The organism is Alcaligenes aquatilis, assembly GCF_003076515.1.
Lineage (GTDB): Bacteria > Pseudomonadota > Gammaproteobacteria > Burkholderiales > Burkholderiaceae_B > Alcaligenes > Alcaligenes aquatilis.
This window is the reverse complement of the sequence record NZ_CP022390.1, coordinates 417,784-434,252: the sequence shown is the minus strand read 5'-3', so window position 1 is coordinate 434,252 and position 16,469 is coordinate 417,784. Positions and strand designations below refer to the sequence as shown.

Sequence of the window (16,469 nt, the reverse complement as noted above, 5' to 3'; positions counted from 1 at the left end):
AAGTCCTTCCCCGTTCTAATCCACCTGCAAACCAATCCTGTACGCCAAGTCCCCAAAACGGTCGATATCATTCCAGATCATGGCCTTGAAGCCACTGGCTTGCGCTGATTGATTGCCTTCTTGCGGCGTATAGCCCAGTCCCAGCAGTTGCGATTGCATGGCTGGGTCCGCCACAATGTGTTGCACGACACGATTCAACGTTTTGATGATGTGTTCAGGCGTATGAGACGGCGCCAACAAACCGTGCCATTGGTCCAGCTCGAAATCAGTTTCACTGATTTCAGCCACGGTAGGCACATGGGGTAAAACCGGACTGCGCTGGGCTGAAGTGACGGCCAAGGCACGCAAGTGTCCAGACTCGATCAAGGTGGCCGCACTGGACAAGGTCACGATCCCGATAGGCACTTGCCCGGCAACCACGTCATTTAATGCCGGCCCGCAGCCACGATACGGGATGTGCAACAAGGTCGTGCTCCACAAGTCGTAAAGCATTTCCCCGGCCAGATGCTGGGGAGTGCCATTACCGCAGGAGGCATACGCCAACGACGGTTCGGACTTCTGCTCCAGCACCTGTTCCAGAGTCTGAATAGTCGAGTCATGCCCGGTGACAATCACGGAAGGTACAAAACCGATATTGGCGATCGGCGCAAAGTCTTCTTTGGGCTTGAAGCCCAGATTACGAAAAACACCGGGATTGATGGCAAAAGAGCTATTGGCCATCAACAAGGTATAGCCATCGGCACGGGCGTAGGCTACTGCTCGTGCGCCAATATTGCCGCTGGCACCGGGGCGGTTGTCGATAATGACGGGTTGACCCAGTTTTTTTTCCAGCTCGGGCCCCAACTTGCGGGCCAGCAAATCCGTCCCGCCCCCAGGCGGAAAGGTGACAATCACGGTAATAGGCCTGACGGGATACTTCTCCACCTGCCCGGCAGTCATCTCCTTGGCCTGCGCCGCCTGATGACTCATGCCCAACGCCACGATTGCCAGCAAGGCGGCGACCGCCGCCCGCTTACCCACCTGAAAACCCGCCATGACAGCCAACACGTTTCTCTACTCAAGCATCCAGACCAATATCCAGTACACGGGCACTGTGCGTAATCCAGCCCACGGCAATTCGGTCTACACCGCAACGGGCAATTTCTACGGCTGTTTCTGGGGTGATACGGCCAGAGGCTTCGGTTTTGGCACGGCCTGCCACACGGGCCACGGCCTCGGTCAAGGTTGCGGTGTCCATATTGTCCAGCAGAATGCTGTCCACCCCCAGTTCCAGCACCTCGTCCAGTTGCTCCAGGGTGTCAACTTCCACCTCGATGCAAACCAGATGACCAATGTAGGCACGGGCCGCTTCCACGGCGGCTTTGACGCCTCCGGCCACAGCGATGTGGTTATCTTTAATTAGTACCGCGTCATCCAGACCAAAGCGATGGTTGCTACCACCACCGACCCGCACCGCGTATTTCTGCACGGCACGCAGGCCTGGCATGGTTTTGCGGGTGCAGGTGACTTTGGTGCCATAAGGCGCAATCGCGCGGGCGATGGAGGCCGTTGCCGATGCCACGCCACTTAGATGCCCCAGAAAGTTCAAGGCGCAACGCTCTGCCGTCAACATGGAACGGGCCGAGCCGCTGATGACCGCAATCTGTGCACCTGGCGTCAAGGCATCCCCATCTTGCAATTGGGCTTCAAAGCGCAGCGTAGGGTCCAACAAGGTAAACGCCAAACGCGCCAAATCCAGACCCGCCAATACGCCTTCCTCTCGGGCAAGCAAACGCATTTGTGTGCGTGTTGCTGCAGGAACGATGGAATCCGTCGTCAAATCACCGGCGCGGCCCAAGTCTTCTTGCAAGGTGGCGCGCACCAAAGGCTCAAGAATAACGTCGGGCAAGGCAGGAATACGGTGAGCTCGTGTCTGTGCAGCTTGCGCTGCCGGCTCGGGGGCATTTGTTATGCTCATTATGAGTATTTAAATTACTAAAAATAAGGCCTACTGGCACGGTGCATTTATGCTATTCCTGAGCATAAGCACTGTCAAGCCATCGGCCCAATTTTTAGCGGGCTTGTTTGGCCAGCGGCAATTTACTGCCCGAAATGGCGCGCTCAAACAAAACGTCCCCACGGAAGCGAAACAGCTTGGCGGGTCGGCCTGACCCTCCCAGGCTCATGGCGCCAGTTTCTTCCACCAAAGCTTGCTGCTCGATCAAACGGCGGAAATTTTGCTTATGCAGTCCCCGCCCAGCCAAAGCTTCCACAGCCTGCTGCAATTGCAACAAGGTGAATTCTGGTGGCATCAGCTCAAACACCACGGGACGGTATTTGATTTTGGCACGCAGACGCGCCAAGCCAGTGGCCAGAATACGGCGGTGATCGTGGCGCATGCCCAGACCCAGCTCATCATGCTTGCCCAGCTCTTGCTGTTCACGCTGGCGACGGCGACAGGACTCGGGCAACAAGCCCGCCTCATACAGCAGCTCGTAGCGCTGCAAGACAAAGTCCTCGTTCCAGATTGCCCCTTCCAGGCCAAAGCTGTAATTGACTCGCTGACGACGCAAGGCGCGCAAGGATTCATCCTGTTCGCACCAGTTCAGCAGCGCAGGCACGATGGTGCTCTGAATAATGCTGGGCGCGCCGTCGCGCCAGTCTTCCCACGGGAAATAGCGGTAACAATCCTGCCAGATCACCTGGGCCACATCCGGTTGACCCACTTCACGTGTCAGCCCGACATAGCTGACCGACACAATACGCATGCCCTGCGCATCAAAACGATCCCTATCTGCAAAGGTATATAGCTGCTCCACATACCCTACCGGGTGATGAGTCTGGGTTTCCACCCAATCGCGCAGCCCCGTTTGCAAAGAACGGTGCGTGTGCTGAAACGGTCCGGCGGGCAAGGCCTGTCCGGCATCCGTGGTCAAAACACGAGGCTCACCGTCACTGACAGCCACCAAAACAGCCACCAGTTCCGCACTGACTACAGGTTCCTGCATATCGCTCACATATTCTCCTTCTGAATCGCGCCAGTGCGCGTCTGGCGGATTATAAGCGAGGCCCGCCCTGCTCCGGTTGACGACAGCCACACTACCGGCAAATACAGTCAGTACATTATTTTCAGATGATCAAATTATCATTCATGAACATCTAAGCCTAAAGAAATGAACCTGGCTGCCGTTAAGCGTTTGAACTGTATGTGTTTGCCATAAATGACAAGCAAGCGCTCAGTCAGAGGCCTGATCAGACAACAGTTTCACGCTTTGTTCTGCTCCGCCATTCGCAAAAATATAAGGCTTTTGACAATTTAGCTTGTTTCCAGACAAACCGAAGCCTATGCCTTTTGCATGGTCCATGCGGGCTTGACGGCCCCCCGCGCCCCCTTTGTTCTCCTCCAGGATGATGAATGCGTAAGAATTTCCCCATTACCCAGGACGAGGTTCGCGTCCGGGCCGATCAGTACCTCATTTCAAAGACCGATCTGAAAGGTCGGATTACCTACGCGAACGCGGCCTTTATTGCAATCAGCGGCTTTACCCGTGAGGAGCTGGTTGGCAAGGCTCATAATCTGGTCCGTCACCCCGACATGCCGCCCGAGGCCTTCCAGGATTTCTGGGATACCTTGCAAAGCAAACGCCCCTGGATGGGCGTGGTCAAAAACCGTCGCAAAGACGGTGGCTTTTACTGGGTGTACGCCATGGCGGTGCCCATTTATGAAAATGGCACAGTGGCCGGTTATGCATCCGTGCGCGTCAAACCCAGCCAGGAACAGATCGACGAGGCAGAAAGCCTGTATGCCGCCATCAATGAAGGACGCGCCAAGGGCGTGCGCTTGCATGAAGGCCGTGCCGTTCCCACAGGCTGGCGCAAAGCCCTGAGCCAACTACGCCGCCCTTTCAGCAATTCCCTGCGTGCCAGCCTGTTCCGCATGGGCACCTTGGCGCTGGCGACCACCGGCACGGCCCTATACTTCGCCCTGACCGGTGGAGTTCCCCAAGGTTCGGGCTTGTGGCTGACGGGCGGCTTGTGTCTGGCCAGTGCCGTGATGATGGGCTACGGCTGGCTGATTGCCCAACGCGTGATCCGCCCCCTGGACCAAGCCTCTCTGATTGCTCAACAAATTGCGACCGGCAACCTGCAACTGGACATTGACCTGAACTCCAGCGAAAGCAATTCGGAAATTGGTCAGCTTTACTTCTGTCTGGATTTGATGCGCAAGAGCCTGGTGGGGATTGCCAGCGACGCCCGCGCCGGCATTGACGCCTCTATCCATGCTGCGCGCATTTTGGAAGTGAACAATACCAATCTGGCCTCGCGCACTGAGGACCAGGCCGCGTCCTTGCAAGAAACTGCTGCCAGCATGGAAGAGCTGACGGTGACCGTACGCCAGAACGCCGACAACGCCAATCAAGCCAGCCAACTGGCCGATGCCAGTATGCAGATTGCCCAACGGGGTGGCGAAGTGGTCAATGAAGTGGTGCAGACCATGCAAGGCATTCACGACAGCTCGCGCCGTATTGGCGATATCGTCACCGTGATTGAAGGCATTGCCTTCCAGACCAATATCCTGGCGCTGAATGCGGCCGTGGAATCAGCCCGTGCTGGTGAAGCAGGCCGTGGTTTTGCTGTGGTGGCCGGTGAAGTGCGTAGTCTGGCCCAGAAAAGCTCGCAAGCCGCAGGCGAGATCAAAAACCTGATTGATGCTTCGGTGAACCGCATGGCTGTAGGTGCCGAGCAAGCCGCCCGCGCGGGCGACACCATGGGTGAGGTCGTCGATTCGGTTAAACGCGTCACCGACATTATTGGCGAGATTTCCACCGCCTCGATCGAACAAGCCAGCGGTTTGGATCAGATCAACGAAGCCATGGCCAAGATGGATGGAGTCACCCAGCAAAATGCAGCCTTGGTGCAGGATCTGGGCAACACCATGAGCGATCTGGCCACGGAAGCGTCCGAACTGGCTGACGCGATCAAGGCCTTGAATACCGGTTCAGCCGAAACCGCCCAAAATGCCCCCGCGTTGACCCAACTGAGCAAGGCGCCCACCATGCAGGTGCTGTCTTACCAGAACACGCCCCCCTTTCAGGCTCAAAGTGCCAAAACAGCGAACGCCCGCCTGGAAGCGATTCGCCGCTAAACCATAAAATCAGGCTCGGCGGTTCCCTCACCGAGCCTGACACAACTGACAGCTAGACAAAACAATAAATCTGGGATCGAGTTTTAAACCCGACATCCCTGAAAAAAATAATCAATAATAAAATCAACTAACTAAGACACAAAACCCTACCCCTGGAACCCTGGGTTCTGCATGTCATCACAATGAAACATTTAGACTCTAATACAAATACTAGGTAACAAAATTGAGTCGATATGCAACATAATGATCTGTCCTTTTCCGCCTACGTCTTTAACAGGGCCAGATCATGCGTGAAAATCAAGCCATTACGTCTCATGAAACACAGGTACCCGAAAAAACCTATTTAATCTCCAAAACAGACCTGAAGGGGCGCATCATTTACGCCAATCCGGTCTTTATCGAGGTTAGCGGCTACAGCCACAATGAGTTGATCGGGGCTCCCCACAATATCGTGCGCCACCCCCATATGCCCGCCGTGATTTTTCAGGATTTATGGCAGACCCTCAAGCAACGACGATCCTGGTCGGGACTGATCAAGAACCGCCGCAAAGACGGCGGCTTTTACTGGGTGAAGGCCCGCGTCATTCCTTTAATCGAAAACGGCCGCGTCAATGGCTATGCCTCGGTACGAGTACGCGCCCAGCCCAAAGAAATCAAAGAAGCAGAATATCTGTACCACTCCATCCAGCAACAAGGGCTGCGCGGCTTTCGTCTGCATGAAGGCCAGTTGCAAGCCAGAGGCTGGCGCTCTGCCCTGAGCACCCTGTTGCAGCCCTTGAACCGCAGCCTGCGCGCCAGCTTGCTGCGCTTCGGGGTTCTAACAGGCGCCTTGGTCAGCCTAAGCGTTGGCCTGCTCCTGGGCAGTGGTGCCTCGGGCACCTATCTGACAACCGGGCTAGCCTGCCTGGGGGTGGTCAGTCTGGCCACGCTGGCCTATGGCTGGATTGTGACCCAGCGCATGATGCAGCCCCTGCACAGTGCCACCCATATCGCCCAGCAAATTGCGACTGGCAATTTGCTGATCGACCTGAACCCGCAACACACCCGCAGCCAGGAAATTGCGCAACTGTACTTTTACATGGATATGATGCGCAAAAGCCTGCTGAGTCTGGCCACCGACGTGCATCAAGGCATTCAGGCCTCGTTGGATGTCTCCACGCAAATTGCAGACGGCAACCGCCAGTTATCCAACCGTACCGCCGCCCAATCCGGCTCCTTGCAACGCACAGCTGCAAACATGGAGCAACTGACCATGAATGTGCAGCAAACCGCAGACAATGCCCGACTGGCCAATCAGTTGGCCGACCAAAGCCTGTCCAACGCGCGCCGTGGAGGTGAAGTGGTCCAGGATATGGTCAGCACCATGCAGGACATCCACAATAGCTCCGAACGTATTGGCGATATTGTGTCAATTATTGAAGGGCTGGCGTTTCAGACCAATATTCTGGCGCTGAATGCCGCCGTGGAATCGGCTCGGGCCGGTGAGGCCGGCAAGGGTTTTGCGGTGGTGGCTGGTGAAGTACGCAGCCTGGCGCAAAAAAGCGCACAGGCCGCTGGGGAAATTAAAACCCTGGTGGAAGATTCCTTGGCCCGCATGGCAACTGGTGCTCATCATGCAAAACGCGCCGGCACCACCATGGATGAGATCATGCAATCGGTCTCGGATGTCACGCATCTGATCAGCGAGATCTCCACGGCTTCTAATGAACAAGCCAGCGGCTTGGCACAGATTAACGATGCTGTCTCTACCATGGACAATGACACCAACGACAATGCCGATCTGGCCCGCAGCCTGGGAGAGACCGTCCACGAGCTAAGTCGCCAGGCACAAGAGCTGAAACTGTCCATTCAACTGCTGAATACGGGTGTGGCTAGCCGCTCCACGTATGTCCCTGATCCGAATGCCACCCAGGAGCCTGTGCCCTTGCTGAAAGTGGCCTGATAAAAAATATTGGGGGCAAAGTGCCGAACGTCTCTCTGCCCCCCTTATATTCCACATTCGACAAGGCCGTGGATTAAGCTCATCCTGATCAGCAATGCCCTGTTATGTTTTCCAAGCACGGCCAAGGCGTTCGCATAAGGCTGATCTGGCAAGCTCTTTTTTAAACCAGACCCAATAACAGGATCGCGTGCAGGCCGACGCCAACCAAGCCGCCCACCACCGTGCCGTTAAAGCGTATGTATTGCAGATCCGTACCTACAGTCAGTTCCAGCTCGCGCACCAGTTGCCTGTCATCCCATTGACGCACGGTGCGCGCGATATGGTCTTTGGCCCCCTCGCGCAATTGCTCGGCCAGGCCCGCTGCCGCGGACAGCATATGTTCATTCAAGGTTTCACGCAGCGTCGCATCCGTATTCAAGCGCGTACCCAAATCCTGAGCGACCTGACGCAGATGGGCCGCCACAGAAGAGTCCTCTTTGGCCAGGTCATTGCGTACAACTCGCATGACATCCGTCCAGACACCATCAATGTACTCACCCACATCCTTATGGTGCAAAAAGCGCTGCTTGATGGCCTCCACCTGCTCCATCAACTCCGGGTCCTGACCCAAACGCTGAATATAGTCGTGTACCCATTGCTCGTAATCCTTGCGCAAAGGGTGCTCGGGTTCGCTCAAAATGGTTTGCACTTCGTCCACCAGGGCACGCGCCAGACGGTCCGCCATTTTGCCCGATAGCTCATCTACCGACGTGACCACTCCGACCATGGCCAGGAGCTTGGGCCATTCACGCTGGGCGTAGCGCACCAACACATCGGCCACGCGCTGCTTGACCGCCTCATTGGACAGATAGCCACCCAATTGCTGCAAGACCTCATCGAGCAGGCGCTGGTGCCGGGCATTGCGTGTCAGCAGCCCCAGAATCTGGGAACTGGAGCCAGCCATATCCACCCGCATCAAATAGCCGCGTACGCCATCGGTCAGTGCTTGTTTGACACTGCGCTCGTCCAGCAAACGCAGAGCCTCACCCATAGCGGTTTGCAAGGCACGGCTGACACGTTCACTTTGTTCGGGTTGCGACAGCCACTGCCCCAAGCGCGCCGCCGGGTCCAGACTACGCAGCTTTTCCAGCAGCATGGCGGAGTCCAGAAAGTGGTCGCGCACAAAGACGCCCAGGCTTTCACCCAGGCTGTTTTTCTTGTTGGGAATAATCGCAGTATGTGGAAACGGCAGACCCAGCGGGTGGCGGAACAAGGCGACGACAGCAAACCAGTCTGCCAACGCACCGACTGTGGCGGCTTCGCTAAAAGCACGCAGCCAGGGCCAGAATGCGGCGATAGGTGCCGCCTCGCCTTGCCGCATCATGGCGTGACTGAGCAGGAACAGACAGATAGTCAGCGCCAGCAAGGCCAAAGCGCTGCGCTTCATGCGACGCAGGCGGCGTTCGGGGGAATCAGGACGAGAGGGGGAGGTAGACATTGTCACAGTCTATGCCTAGTTCAATTGCACCATGCTATGGCCCCTTATTGTGACCCAATCCTGCTTGTCCTGTGCAGAAATACCTCCTGCAGGAAAAGTGTCATCGTCCTTTCACCTTGAGCCACTAGCATGAGCGCTACCCCCCACAACTCAGCCTTGGCGCTATTGATCACTATGAGCAAACATATCTCAGACAAGACAGTACGTAACGTCAGTCAGAACACCCCTTTCAGTGAAATTCTGGAAAAAAGCCTGTCACGCCGTGCCGTGATGCGCGGTGGTTTGGCGGCTGCCCTGGCCACCATGACCAGCTTTGGCCTGGCAGGCTGTGACAGCAACAGCACAGGTGGCAATTCCACTGATAACGGTGGCGGCGAGAAGCCGAACCCCGGTCCTGGCCCTGATCCGGAACCACCAACAAGCGTCAAACTGGGTTTTGAATCCCTGCCTACCTCCATGACCGACGGCTGTGTGGTTCCCCCCGGCTACATCGCCCACGTATTGGCTCCCTGGGGCACGCCCATCAATGACAACGCCCTACCCTGGGACAAGAACGGCAATAACAGCTCCAACGACTTGCTCAACTCCATGGGCATGCACCATGACGGCATGCACTTTTTCCCGCTGGAGGGCAGTTCTACCGAGGGCTTGCTGGCCGTCAACCACGAGTACATTGACTCAACAGCCCTGCACCCTAATGGTCCGACATTGGTCAATGGCAAGCGCCCGGCCGAGGAAGTGCGCAAGGAAATCAACGCCCACGGTGTGGCCATCATCCATATTCGCCGTAGCAATGGCCGTTGGGACATCGTTCAGAACTCGCGCTACAACCGTCGCTTTACCTCTGCCACTGCCATGAAACTGGCTGGCCCTATTGGCGGCACGGACTGGGTCAAAACCCCCTTCTCGCCCAATGGTACGCAGGTGCGCGGCACCAACAATAACTGCGGTAACGGCACCACACCGTGGGGCACGTACATCACCGCCGAAGAGAACTGGGCGGCCTGCTTTGTCAACACCGGCAATCGCCCCGCACACCAGCAGCGCGTCGGCGTATCGGCAGGCCCCACTGGCCGCTACAAGTGGGAAACGGCTGCCCAGGATCCTTCGGAAGTCCTGGGTGAATTCGCCCGCTTTAACGTAACCGAAACCGGCGCCAGTGCCACCGATGACTGGCGCAATGAAGTCAACGGCTTTGGTTACCTGGTCGAGATCGACCCGTACGACCCCAGCAGCATTGCCACCAAACGCACCTCCATGGGGCGTTTCGCGCACGAGGGCTGCGCCTACAGCAAACCCGAGGCCGGCAAACCCCTGGCTTTCTATAGCGGCGACGACTCGCGCTTTGAGTACGTCTACCGCTTCGTATCTGACGCCAACTGGGACCCGAAAGATGCCCAGCGCACCGACCGTCTGGCCGTGGGCGCGAAATATCTGGACAAAGGCACCCTGTATGTGGCCCGTTTTAACGAAGACGGCTCGGGCGAATGGCTGGCACTGACAGGCACCACCCCAGGCAAAGATGGCGGCACCTTGTCTGACAAGTTCAAAACCCTGGAAGAAATACTGATCAATACCCGTGGCGCAGCCGACTTTGTGGGGGCCACCCCAATGGATCGCCCCGAATGGACGGCCACCCACCCCAGCAATGGCGATATCTACCTGACGCTGACCAACAACACCAGCCGCAACGCGTCGACCGGCACCAACGCCGCCAACCCGCGACTGAACAACGTCAACGGTCACGTTATTCGCTGGCACGACGAACCCGGTTCAAACAAGTTCAAGTGGGACATCTTCGTATTCGGCTCGGACTCGGGTGCGGACGCAGAGACCAACCGCTCTGGCTTGACCGATCTGAACCAGTTGGCCAGCCCCGACGGTCTGGGTTTCGACAGCCGTGGCATCTTGTGGATTCAGACCGACAACGGTATTGACGGCGGTCGCAAGAACAATGTCGCCCGCGCCACCAACGACCAGATGCTGGCCGTTATCCCTGGCGCGCTAGCAGACAGCTCGGGCACTGGCCCGGCCATCAATGCCAACAATCAGTCCGATCTGCGTCGCTTCTTCGTGGGGCCAAACGAAGCCGAAATCACGGGCTTTTCCATGACACCCGACCACACCAGCCTGTTCCTGAACATTCAGCACCCAGTGAACTGGCCTGCCTATGACACCCATGACGCAACAGTGGCCAGCATGGATACGGTGCGTCCACGTTCTTCGACCGTGGTAATTCAACGTGCGGATGGTAAGCCTATTGCTGTGTAAACACAAAGGTGGGTTCGCGGCTTGAATCCACCTGATTCCGTTTTTTGCTCAATTTTTGCCAGGCGGGGCCGTCAATAGATGGCCCCGTTTGCTTTTTTACGTTTGCCTCTTTATGTAGATAGCGCAATTCAAACAAGACCTCTTGATTGCCTGCTACCGCCCAGAGATCTCTGTCCCATCCCCAAGCACCCGACAGGGAAAAGCTTGAAGCCGCCGCTATCAAGGCGTCAAGGTAAAGTGCAGAAAATTTTCTCAACAGCCCCCTAAAGAGTTTTTGGCCCCTTCCGTTAATGGTGCTGTACAGGAAGAACGCAGTGTGTCGAATGCGCGATCAGCCCCCTGGGGCCTAGCAGAACGCCAACGCTTTCCTGGGCAAAGGGCGAAACCGTTTCGCCGCTCTACTCAACATTGGGAGTTACCATGTCTGTTATCAATACGAACTCGCTTTCCCTCGTTGCCCAAGGCAATCTGAGCAAATCGCAAGGCGCACTGGGTCAAGCCATCGAGCGTCTGTCCTCCGGCCTGCGCATCAACAGCGCCAAAGACGACGCCGCCGGCCAGGCTATTGCCAACCGCTTCACCGCTAACGTGAACGGTCTGACCCAAGCTGCCCGCAACGCCAACGACGGTATCTCTATCGCTCAGACCACCGAAGGTTCGCTGAACGAAATCAACAACAACTTGCAGCGCATCCGTACCCTGAGCGTGCAAGCGACTACCGGCACCAACTCCGAAACCGACTTGGCTTCGATCCAGGCTGAAATCAACCAGCGTCTGGCCGAAATCAACCGCGTTTCCGAACAAACTCAGTTCAACGGCGTGAAAGTACTGGCCGAAGACCAGTCCCTGGCTATCCAGGTTGGCGCTAACGACGGTGAAACCATCTCGGTTAACCTGAAAAAGATCGACTCCGAAACGCTGAACCTGAAAGATCTGGACGTTTCCAAGCTGGCCAAGAAATTCGATGCTACCAAGTTCGAAATGAAAGCTGCTTCGGGCACCACCAGCACAGCCGTTCCTGCTGAAATGGGTAACGCCGACACCGTGGTTAACGCCGCTGGCGGTGGTACTGTTCTGACTCAGACCACAGGTGCAACTTCCACCAACTACATCCTGCACGAAGGCAAGGTATACGCTGCGAGCACCATGACCGCCAACGCGACAACCAACACCATCGCTGTGGCTCGTGGCGCTGAAGTGACCGACAAAGAAACACTGTCGCTGGTTGCTCCTTTGGCATCGATCGACGCCGCTATCCAGGACGTGGACAACCTGCGCTCCGACCTGGGTGCTGTGCAAAACCGTTTCGAGTCCACCATCGCCAACCTGAACAACACGGTTACCAACCTGTCTGCTTCGCGTTCGCGCATTGAAGACGCCGACTACGCTGTCGAAGTCTCCAACATGACTCGTGCTCAGATCCTGCAACAAGCTGGTACATCGGTTCTGGCCCAGGCCAACCAAGTTCCACAAACGGTTCTGTCGCTGCTGCGTTAATCAGCTGCTGCACACCGGGCCGACAGATTCATTTTGTCGGCCAGTTGCCCCAAAACCGGATATTGCCTGCAATATCCGGTTTTTTTTGGGCCAAAGACCTGAAAAACCGGTTTATTTCACGCATTGACCCTCAAGCGTGGCCGGTATGCTAGCCAGATTTGAACGAGACTTCAGCTTCCTACTACGCCATGTCCTCCTCTGACCGCTCTGCGTCCCCTGATACGCGCTACCAAGACGCCCTCCAGTTATTCAATAGCAGCCAATTCTGTGCCGCCATTCCCGTTCTGGAAGCGCTGCTTGCCCAACACCCCGAGCACCAGGCCAGCCTGTCGCTCATCATCAAGGCGCTGATCAACGAGAAACGCCCCCAGGATGCACGTAGCTACCTGCCCCGGCTCAAACTGACAAAAGATCTGACTGCACGCGATCTGGCGGTGGACGTCTACGTGGCTTGCCGAGACTATGCGGCCGCCCAAACCTTGCTGGAAGAGGAAATCAAGCAAAAGCCCAGCGCGGTAGCCTGGTTCAAACTGGCCGAGCTGCATGCAAAACGCGGTGATCTGGAGGGTTCGCGCAAGCTGCTGCGCCAGGCCCATCGCCAGGACCCCAAGAACGCTTTGATTCTGGGCAAGGTCATTACCGACGAGCACTTCAACCCGAATCTGGATCTGGCCGCTATTGCTCAACTGCAACAAGACTGGCAAAAGCGGTTTGCCTACCCCATGCGCGCAGCAGCAGACACACGTCGCCTGCCCGGCCGCACACTGCGTATCGGCTTGCTATCCGATGGCTTTAGCAATCATCCCGTCATTCGCATGACCAGCGGCTCGCTAACTTGTCTGCCCAAGAAAGAATTCAAGCTGTACGCCTACAGCAGCACCGACAAGCCCGACGATCTCACCGCGCAATTTCGTGAACAATGCCACGCCTGGCGCGAAATTGCTGCATTAAGCGATGATCAGCTCAATCAGCAAATCCGTCGCGACCGGATTGATATTCTGATCGACATGAGTGGCTATCACAAAGGCACCCGGCTGCGCATGCTGTCCATGAAACCCGCCCCGCTCATCGTGAAATGGGTAGGCGGCCTGAACAACTCCATGGGCCTGGACTATATCGACTACCTGATCTCGGACCGCTTCGAGAGCCCCGAGGGAACAGACTCGGACTACACGGAAAAGCTGATACGCATGCCCAACGGCTACATCAGCTATACCCCTCCGTTCTATGTTCCCGAGGTAGGCCCAGCCCCCTTGAGCGAAAATGGCCACATCACGTTTGGCTGCTTTAACAATGCCAACAAGATCAATGCGCCCACCATTGAGGCTTGGGCCGCTATTTTGAAAGCCGTACCCGATGCCCGCCTACTGCTCAAAGGCTCTTTGTACGAAGGCGAAGAGTTCAAACAGCGCATCAAGGACGGTTTCCAAGCTCAAGGCATTGATCCCGAGCGCCTGGACTTTGAAGGCCAGTCCAATCATCGCGAGCTACTCAGAACCTATAACCGAGTAGACATCACTCTGGACCCCTGGCCCTTCTCCGGTGGTCTGACCACGCTGGAATCCATGTTGATGGGTGTGCCGGTCATCACCCTGCCCGGCCCCACCTTTGCCAGCCGCCACTCCACCAGCCACATCAGCAACGCCGGGTATCCGCAGTTGGTTGCCCAGTCCTGGGATCACTACGTGTCCTTGGCCTGCCTGCTGGCTCAGGATCACGCCCTGCTGGCCTCCTTGCGCAGCGAAATGCGCCAGGTGTTCCTGAATTCTCCAGTCTGCGATCACGACTCTTTTGCTCAATCCTTACGTCAGGGATTGCGTGCGATCTGGCAACGTCACTGCGACGGTGTCGCCCCTGCCGCGCTTGGCATCCAGGCAGACCATCAAGTTCGCTTTGAAGACCAGGAAAGCGCCTCGCTTGCCGTACCCTTGCCAAAGGCCGATGACGATCAGGACTTCAATTTCGAACTAAAGAGCCCGGTGGTGCTTATTGATCACGGTGCACGTTTGCTGCAGGACGCCAAGTTCGAGCAGCTCTATGAAACCGGGGCTTTGCATGTCATCTGCTTTGATCCGGCCGCGACCACTCAGGACCTGCTTCTTCCCCTGAATCGCAACCGACTGCAAATCGTCCAGCAAGCGGTGCTGGGGCATGGCGGCGCTGTCAGCTTCCAGGCCCGTCTGGACAACCGGCAAAGCGGCACCTTGCCTCCCGTCATGAACGCTAGCCAGGAGCTGGCTCAGTTCGATCTGACGTCCATCCGACTAGATGATCTGGAACGAGATGCACCCATTGATTGGCTGATGCTGGCCGACAACTACGACAATCACGCTTTGCTCAGCCATGCGGCTCGTACGCTGGAGCAGGCCCTGGCCGTTTCCATCAAGGTACATTTTGCCCCAGGTGATGCCCAGCAACTGGACTTGTCCCAGGCTCGGGACCTGCTGGCACCGCATGGCCTGGAGTTCTACACGCTGATGGCCTTTGACTGTGAAAGTGGCTACACCGACGAGCAGCTCAAGGAAAGCCACAGCGGCAGCCGCATCCATTCAGCCATTGCCCTGTTCTTGCCGCGCAACACGCAAGACCTTCCCCTCGAACGCCTGGAAAAACTGGCCTTTATCCTGCACGCCTACTTTGGGGCGCACGATTACGCCCAGCGCTTGCTGACACAGCATCAGCACCCCAAAGCCGAGCAGTACCTGCGGCAAGCCCGCTTGCGCAATCTGCCCAGCATGACGATTCCCGATATCCCGGCCATGACGGCTGCCGAGATCGAGTTTTTTGAGTCTTGCCTGGATCAGGCCCAGCATTACTACGAATTTGGTAGTGGCGGCTCGACCAAGCTGGCTGCCAGCATGGGTCTGAATGTGCATGGCGTAGAAAGCGACCGCCGCTGGCTGGAACAACTGCACGCTGAAGTCGGCCAGGCCTGCAAGGTCAATCACGTTGATATCGGCCCCACCCGAGAATGGGGCTACCCCGTTGATCTACGTGCCGCAGATCAATTCCCCCACTACAGCCGCTCCATCCACACCCAGGACCTGCCCTTTGATCTGATCCTGGTCGATGGCCGCTTCCGCGTGGCCAGCACGCTAGAGAGCATTGACTACGTACTGGAGAAGGGAGATCCCACCTCGGCACGGATCTTCATCCATGACTTCTGGAACCGCGATTTCTACAAGCCAGTTCTGGAATTCCTGGACGCCGAGAAAACCGTTGAAACAGCGGGCCTGTTCAAAATCAAGGCCAACATCAACCGGGAGCGGCTGAACACCGTCAAAACCAACTTCCAGCAAGACTACCGCTAAAACAAATCTGGCCTTTCCCGCACGACAAGGGCGGGAAAGGCCAGATCGACTATCACTAAAAAATCAGAAAACGCTTACAGAAGCACCTGAAACTCAGCACTGTCAGAAATAGCGTCCCACTTGTCTTTTGCCAGACTGGCACGGATACGGGCCACGGCCTGGCTACGAAGTTGAGACACCCGACCTTCGGTCACCCCCAGCACCAGCGCGATTTCTTTCTGGTTCAAGTCTTGCTCGAATTGCAGCGCAAAAAGCAGTTTTTCACGCTCGGGCAGTTGATCGATGGCGGTAATCAAGGCTTGTCGCAGCCCCTGGGAGGTCAACAGGTTCAGCGGGTTGTCAAAGTATGCCTGCTCCCGCGAATTGTCCTCCAGAAACTCCAGCGCATCGGCTGATGGGTCAGCATGGCGTTTCAGGTCTTCGTAGTGAATCACCTGAACCCCCACTGCCTCGTCCAGCAGCTCGTAATAATCGTCCATGCTCATGGACAGGGCTTGGGCAATTTCCGACTCGGTGGGCTCGCGCAACAGCTCCTGACGCAAGGTGCTGACGGCCACTTCAATCTGACGAGCTTTGGTGCGCACACTGCGTGGCAACCAGTCCTGACTGCGTAATTCGTCCAGCATGGCCCCACGGATACGGGTCACGGCATAGGTTTCAAACTGAGCCTCGGCCACCACCTGGTAGCGGCGTACGGCATCGAGCAGGCCCATCATGCCCGCTTGCATCAGATCATCCAGCTCCACACTGGGGGGCAGGCGCGACACAAGCTGAAGCGCCTGGCGGCGCACCAGTGGGGCGTACTGCTCAACCAGGACGTCTTCTGAACGAGGCATGGACGGGCAC

General features: G+C 56.8%; 10 protein-coding genes. 5 read left to right on the top strand and 5 right to left on the bottom strand.

The features are described from left to right. Nucleotides 1-15: 15 nt before the first annotated feature. The 3 genes from CA948_RS01965 to CA948_RS01955 all read right to left on the bottom strand — a co-directional run bounded on the left by CA948_RS01965 (nucleotide 16) and on the right by CA948_RS01955 (nucleotide 2,987). Nucleotides 16-1,035, bottom strand: coding sequence for a tripartite tricarboxylate transporter substrate binding protein (locus CA948_RS01965; protein WP_108727162.1), 1,020 nt, complete (start codon nucleotides 1,033-1,035; stop codon nucleotides 16-18). Between the two features lie 22 nt (nucleotides 1,036-1,057). After that, complete coding sequence (nadC, locus tag CA948_RS01960; protein ID WP_108727161.1) at nucleotides 1,058-1,957, bottom strand: carboxylating nicotinate-nucleotide diphosphorylase; 900 nt, start codon at nucleotides 1,955-1,957, stop codon at nucleotides 1,058-1,060. Nucleotides 1,958-2,051: 94 nt separating this feature from the next. Next, nucleotides 2,052-2,987 carry an NUDIX hydrolase gene (locus CA948_RS01955; protein ID WP_162496925.1) on the bottom strand — a complete coding sequence of 312 codons (936 nt, stop codon included), beginning with the start codon at nucleotides 2,985-2,987 and terminating at the stop codon, nucleotides 2,052-2,054. Nucleotides 2,988-3,394: 407 nt separating this feature from the next. Here CA948_RS01955 and CA948_RS01950 point away from each other — a divergent pair, with 407 nt between their 5' ends. Beyond that, nucleotides 3,395-5,125 carry a methyl-accepting chemotaxis protein gene (locus tag CA948_RS01950; protein ID WP_108727159.1) on the top strand — a complete coding sequence of 577 codons (1,731 nt, stop codon included), beginning with the start codon at nucleotides 3,395-3,397 and terminating at the stop codon, nucleotides 5,123-5,125. A gap of 286 nt (nucleotides 5,126-5,411) precedes the next feature. After that, nucleotides 5,412-7,067 carry a methyl-accepting chemotaxis protein gene (locus CA948_RS01945; RefSeq protein ID WP_108727158.1) on the top strand — a complete coding sequence of 552 codons (1,656 nt, stop codon included), beginning with the start codon at nucleotides 5,412-5,414 and terminating at the stop codon, nucleotides 7,065-7,067. A 160-nt stretch (nucleotides 7,068-7,227) separates the two neighbouring features. Here CA948_RS01945 and CA948_RS01940 read toward each other — a convergent pair whose 3' ends face one another. Beyond that, nucleotides 7,228-8,544: a DUF445 domain-containing protein gene (locus CA948_RS01940; protein WP_108727157.1), complete on the bottom strand. Its 1,317-nt coding sequence runs from the start codon at nucleotides 8,542-8,544 to the stop codon at nucleotides 7,228-7,230. Nucleotides 8,545-8,673: 129 nt separating this feature from the next. Here CA948_RS01940 and CA948_RS01935 point away from each other — a divergent pair, with 129 nt between their 5' ends. The 3 genes from CA948_RS01935 (at nucleotide 8,674) to CA948_RS01925 (ending at nucleotide 15,623) form a co-directional block, all read left to right on the top strand. Beyond that, a complete protein-coding gene (locus tag CA948_RS01935; RefSeq protein WP_238988631.1) occupies nucleotides 8,674-10,815 on the top strand; it encodes a PhoX family protein in 2,142 nt (713 codons plus the stop codon). 420 nt (nucleotides 10,816-11,235) lie between these two features. Continuing rightward, nucleotides 11,236-12,312, top strand: a complete 1,077-nt coding sequence (locus tag CA948_RS01930) for a FliC/FljB family flagellin (RefSeq protein WP_108727156.1) — start codon at nucleotides 11,236-11,238, stop codon at nucleotides 12,310-12,312. A 158-nt stretch (nucleotides 12,313-12,470) separates the two neighbouring features. Further along, on the top strand, nucleotides 12,471-15,623 hold the full coding sequence (locus tag CA948_RS01925; RefSeq protein WP_159086094.1) for an O-linked N-acetylglucosamine transferase, SPINDLY family protein: 3,153 nt from the start codon (nucleotides 12,471-12,473) through the stop codon (nucleotides 15,621-15,623). 74 nt (nucleotides 15,624-15,697) lie between these two features. Here CA948_RS01925 and CA948_RS01920 read toward each other — a convergent pair whose 3' ends face one another. Beyond that, on the bottom strand, nucleotides 15,698-16,459 hold the full coding sequence (locus CA948_RS01920) for an RNA polymerase sigma factor FliA (RefSeq protein ID WP_108727154.1): 762 nt from the start codon (nucleotides 16,457-16,459) through the stop codon (nucleotides 15,698-15,700). Nucleotides 16,460-16,469: the final 10 nt, after the last annotated feature.

What these genes read in the sequence shown, in the direction of transcription:
- CA948_RS01965 (WP_108727162.1), bottom strand. Translation starts at nt 1,035, where the DNA reads ATGGCGGGTTTTCAGGTGGGTAAGCGGGCGGCGGTCGCCGCCTTGCTG.
- nadC (WP_108727161.1), bottom strand. Translation starts at nt 1,957, where the DNA reads ATGAGCATAACAAATGCCCCCGAGCCGGCAGCGCAAGCTGCACAGACA.
- CA948_RS01955 (WP_162496925.1), bottom strand. Translation starts at nt 2,987, where the DNA reads ATGCAGGAACCTGTAGTCAGTGCGGAACTGGTGGCTGTTTTGGTGGCT.
- CA948_RS01950 (WP_108727159.1), top strand. Translation starts at nt 3,395, where the DNA reads ATGCGTAAGAATTTCCCCATTACCCAGGACGAGGTTCGCGTCCGGGCC.
- CA948_RS01945 (WP_108727158.1), top strand. Translation starts at nt 5,412, where the DNA reads ATGCGTGAAAATCAAGCCATTACGTCTCATGAAACACAGGTACCCGAA.
- CA948_RS01940 (WP_108727157.1), bottom strand. Translation starts at nt 8,544, where the DNA reads ATGTCTACCTCCCCCTCTCGTCCTGATTCCCCCGAACGCCGCCTGCGT.
- CA948_RS01935 (WP_238988631.1), top strand. Translation starts at nt 8,674, where the DNA reads ATGAGCGCTACCCCCCACAACTCAGCCTTGGCGCTATTGATCACTATG.
- CA948_RS01930 (WP_108727156.1), top strand. Translation starts at nt 11,236, where the DNA reads ATGTCTGTTATCAATACGAACTCGCTTTCCCTCGTTGCCCAAGGCAAT.
- CA948_RS01920 (WP_108727154.1), bottom strand. Translation starts at nt 16,459, where the DNA reads ATGCCTCGTTCAGAAGACGTCCTGGTTGAGCAGTACGCCCCACTGGTG.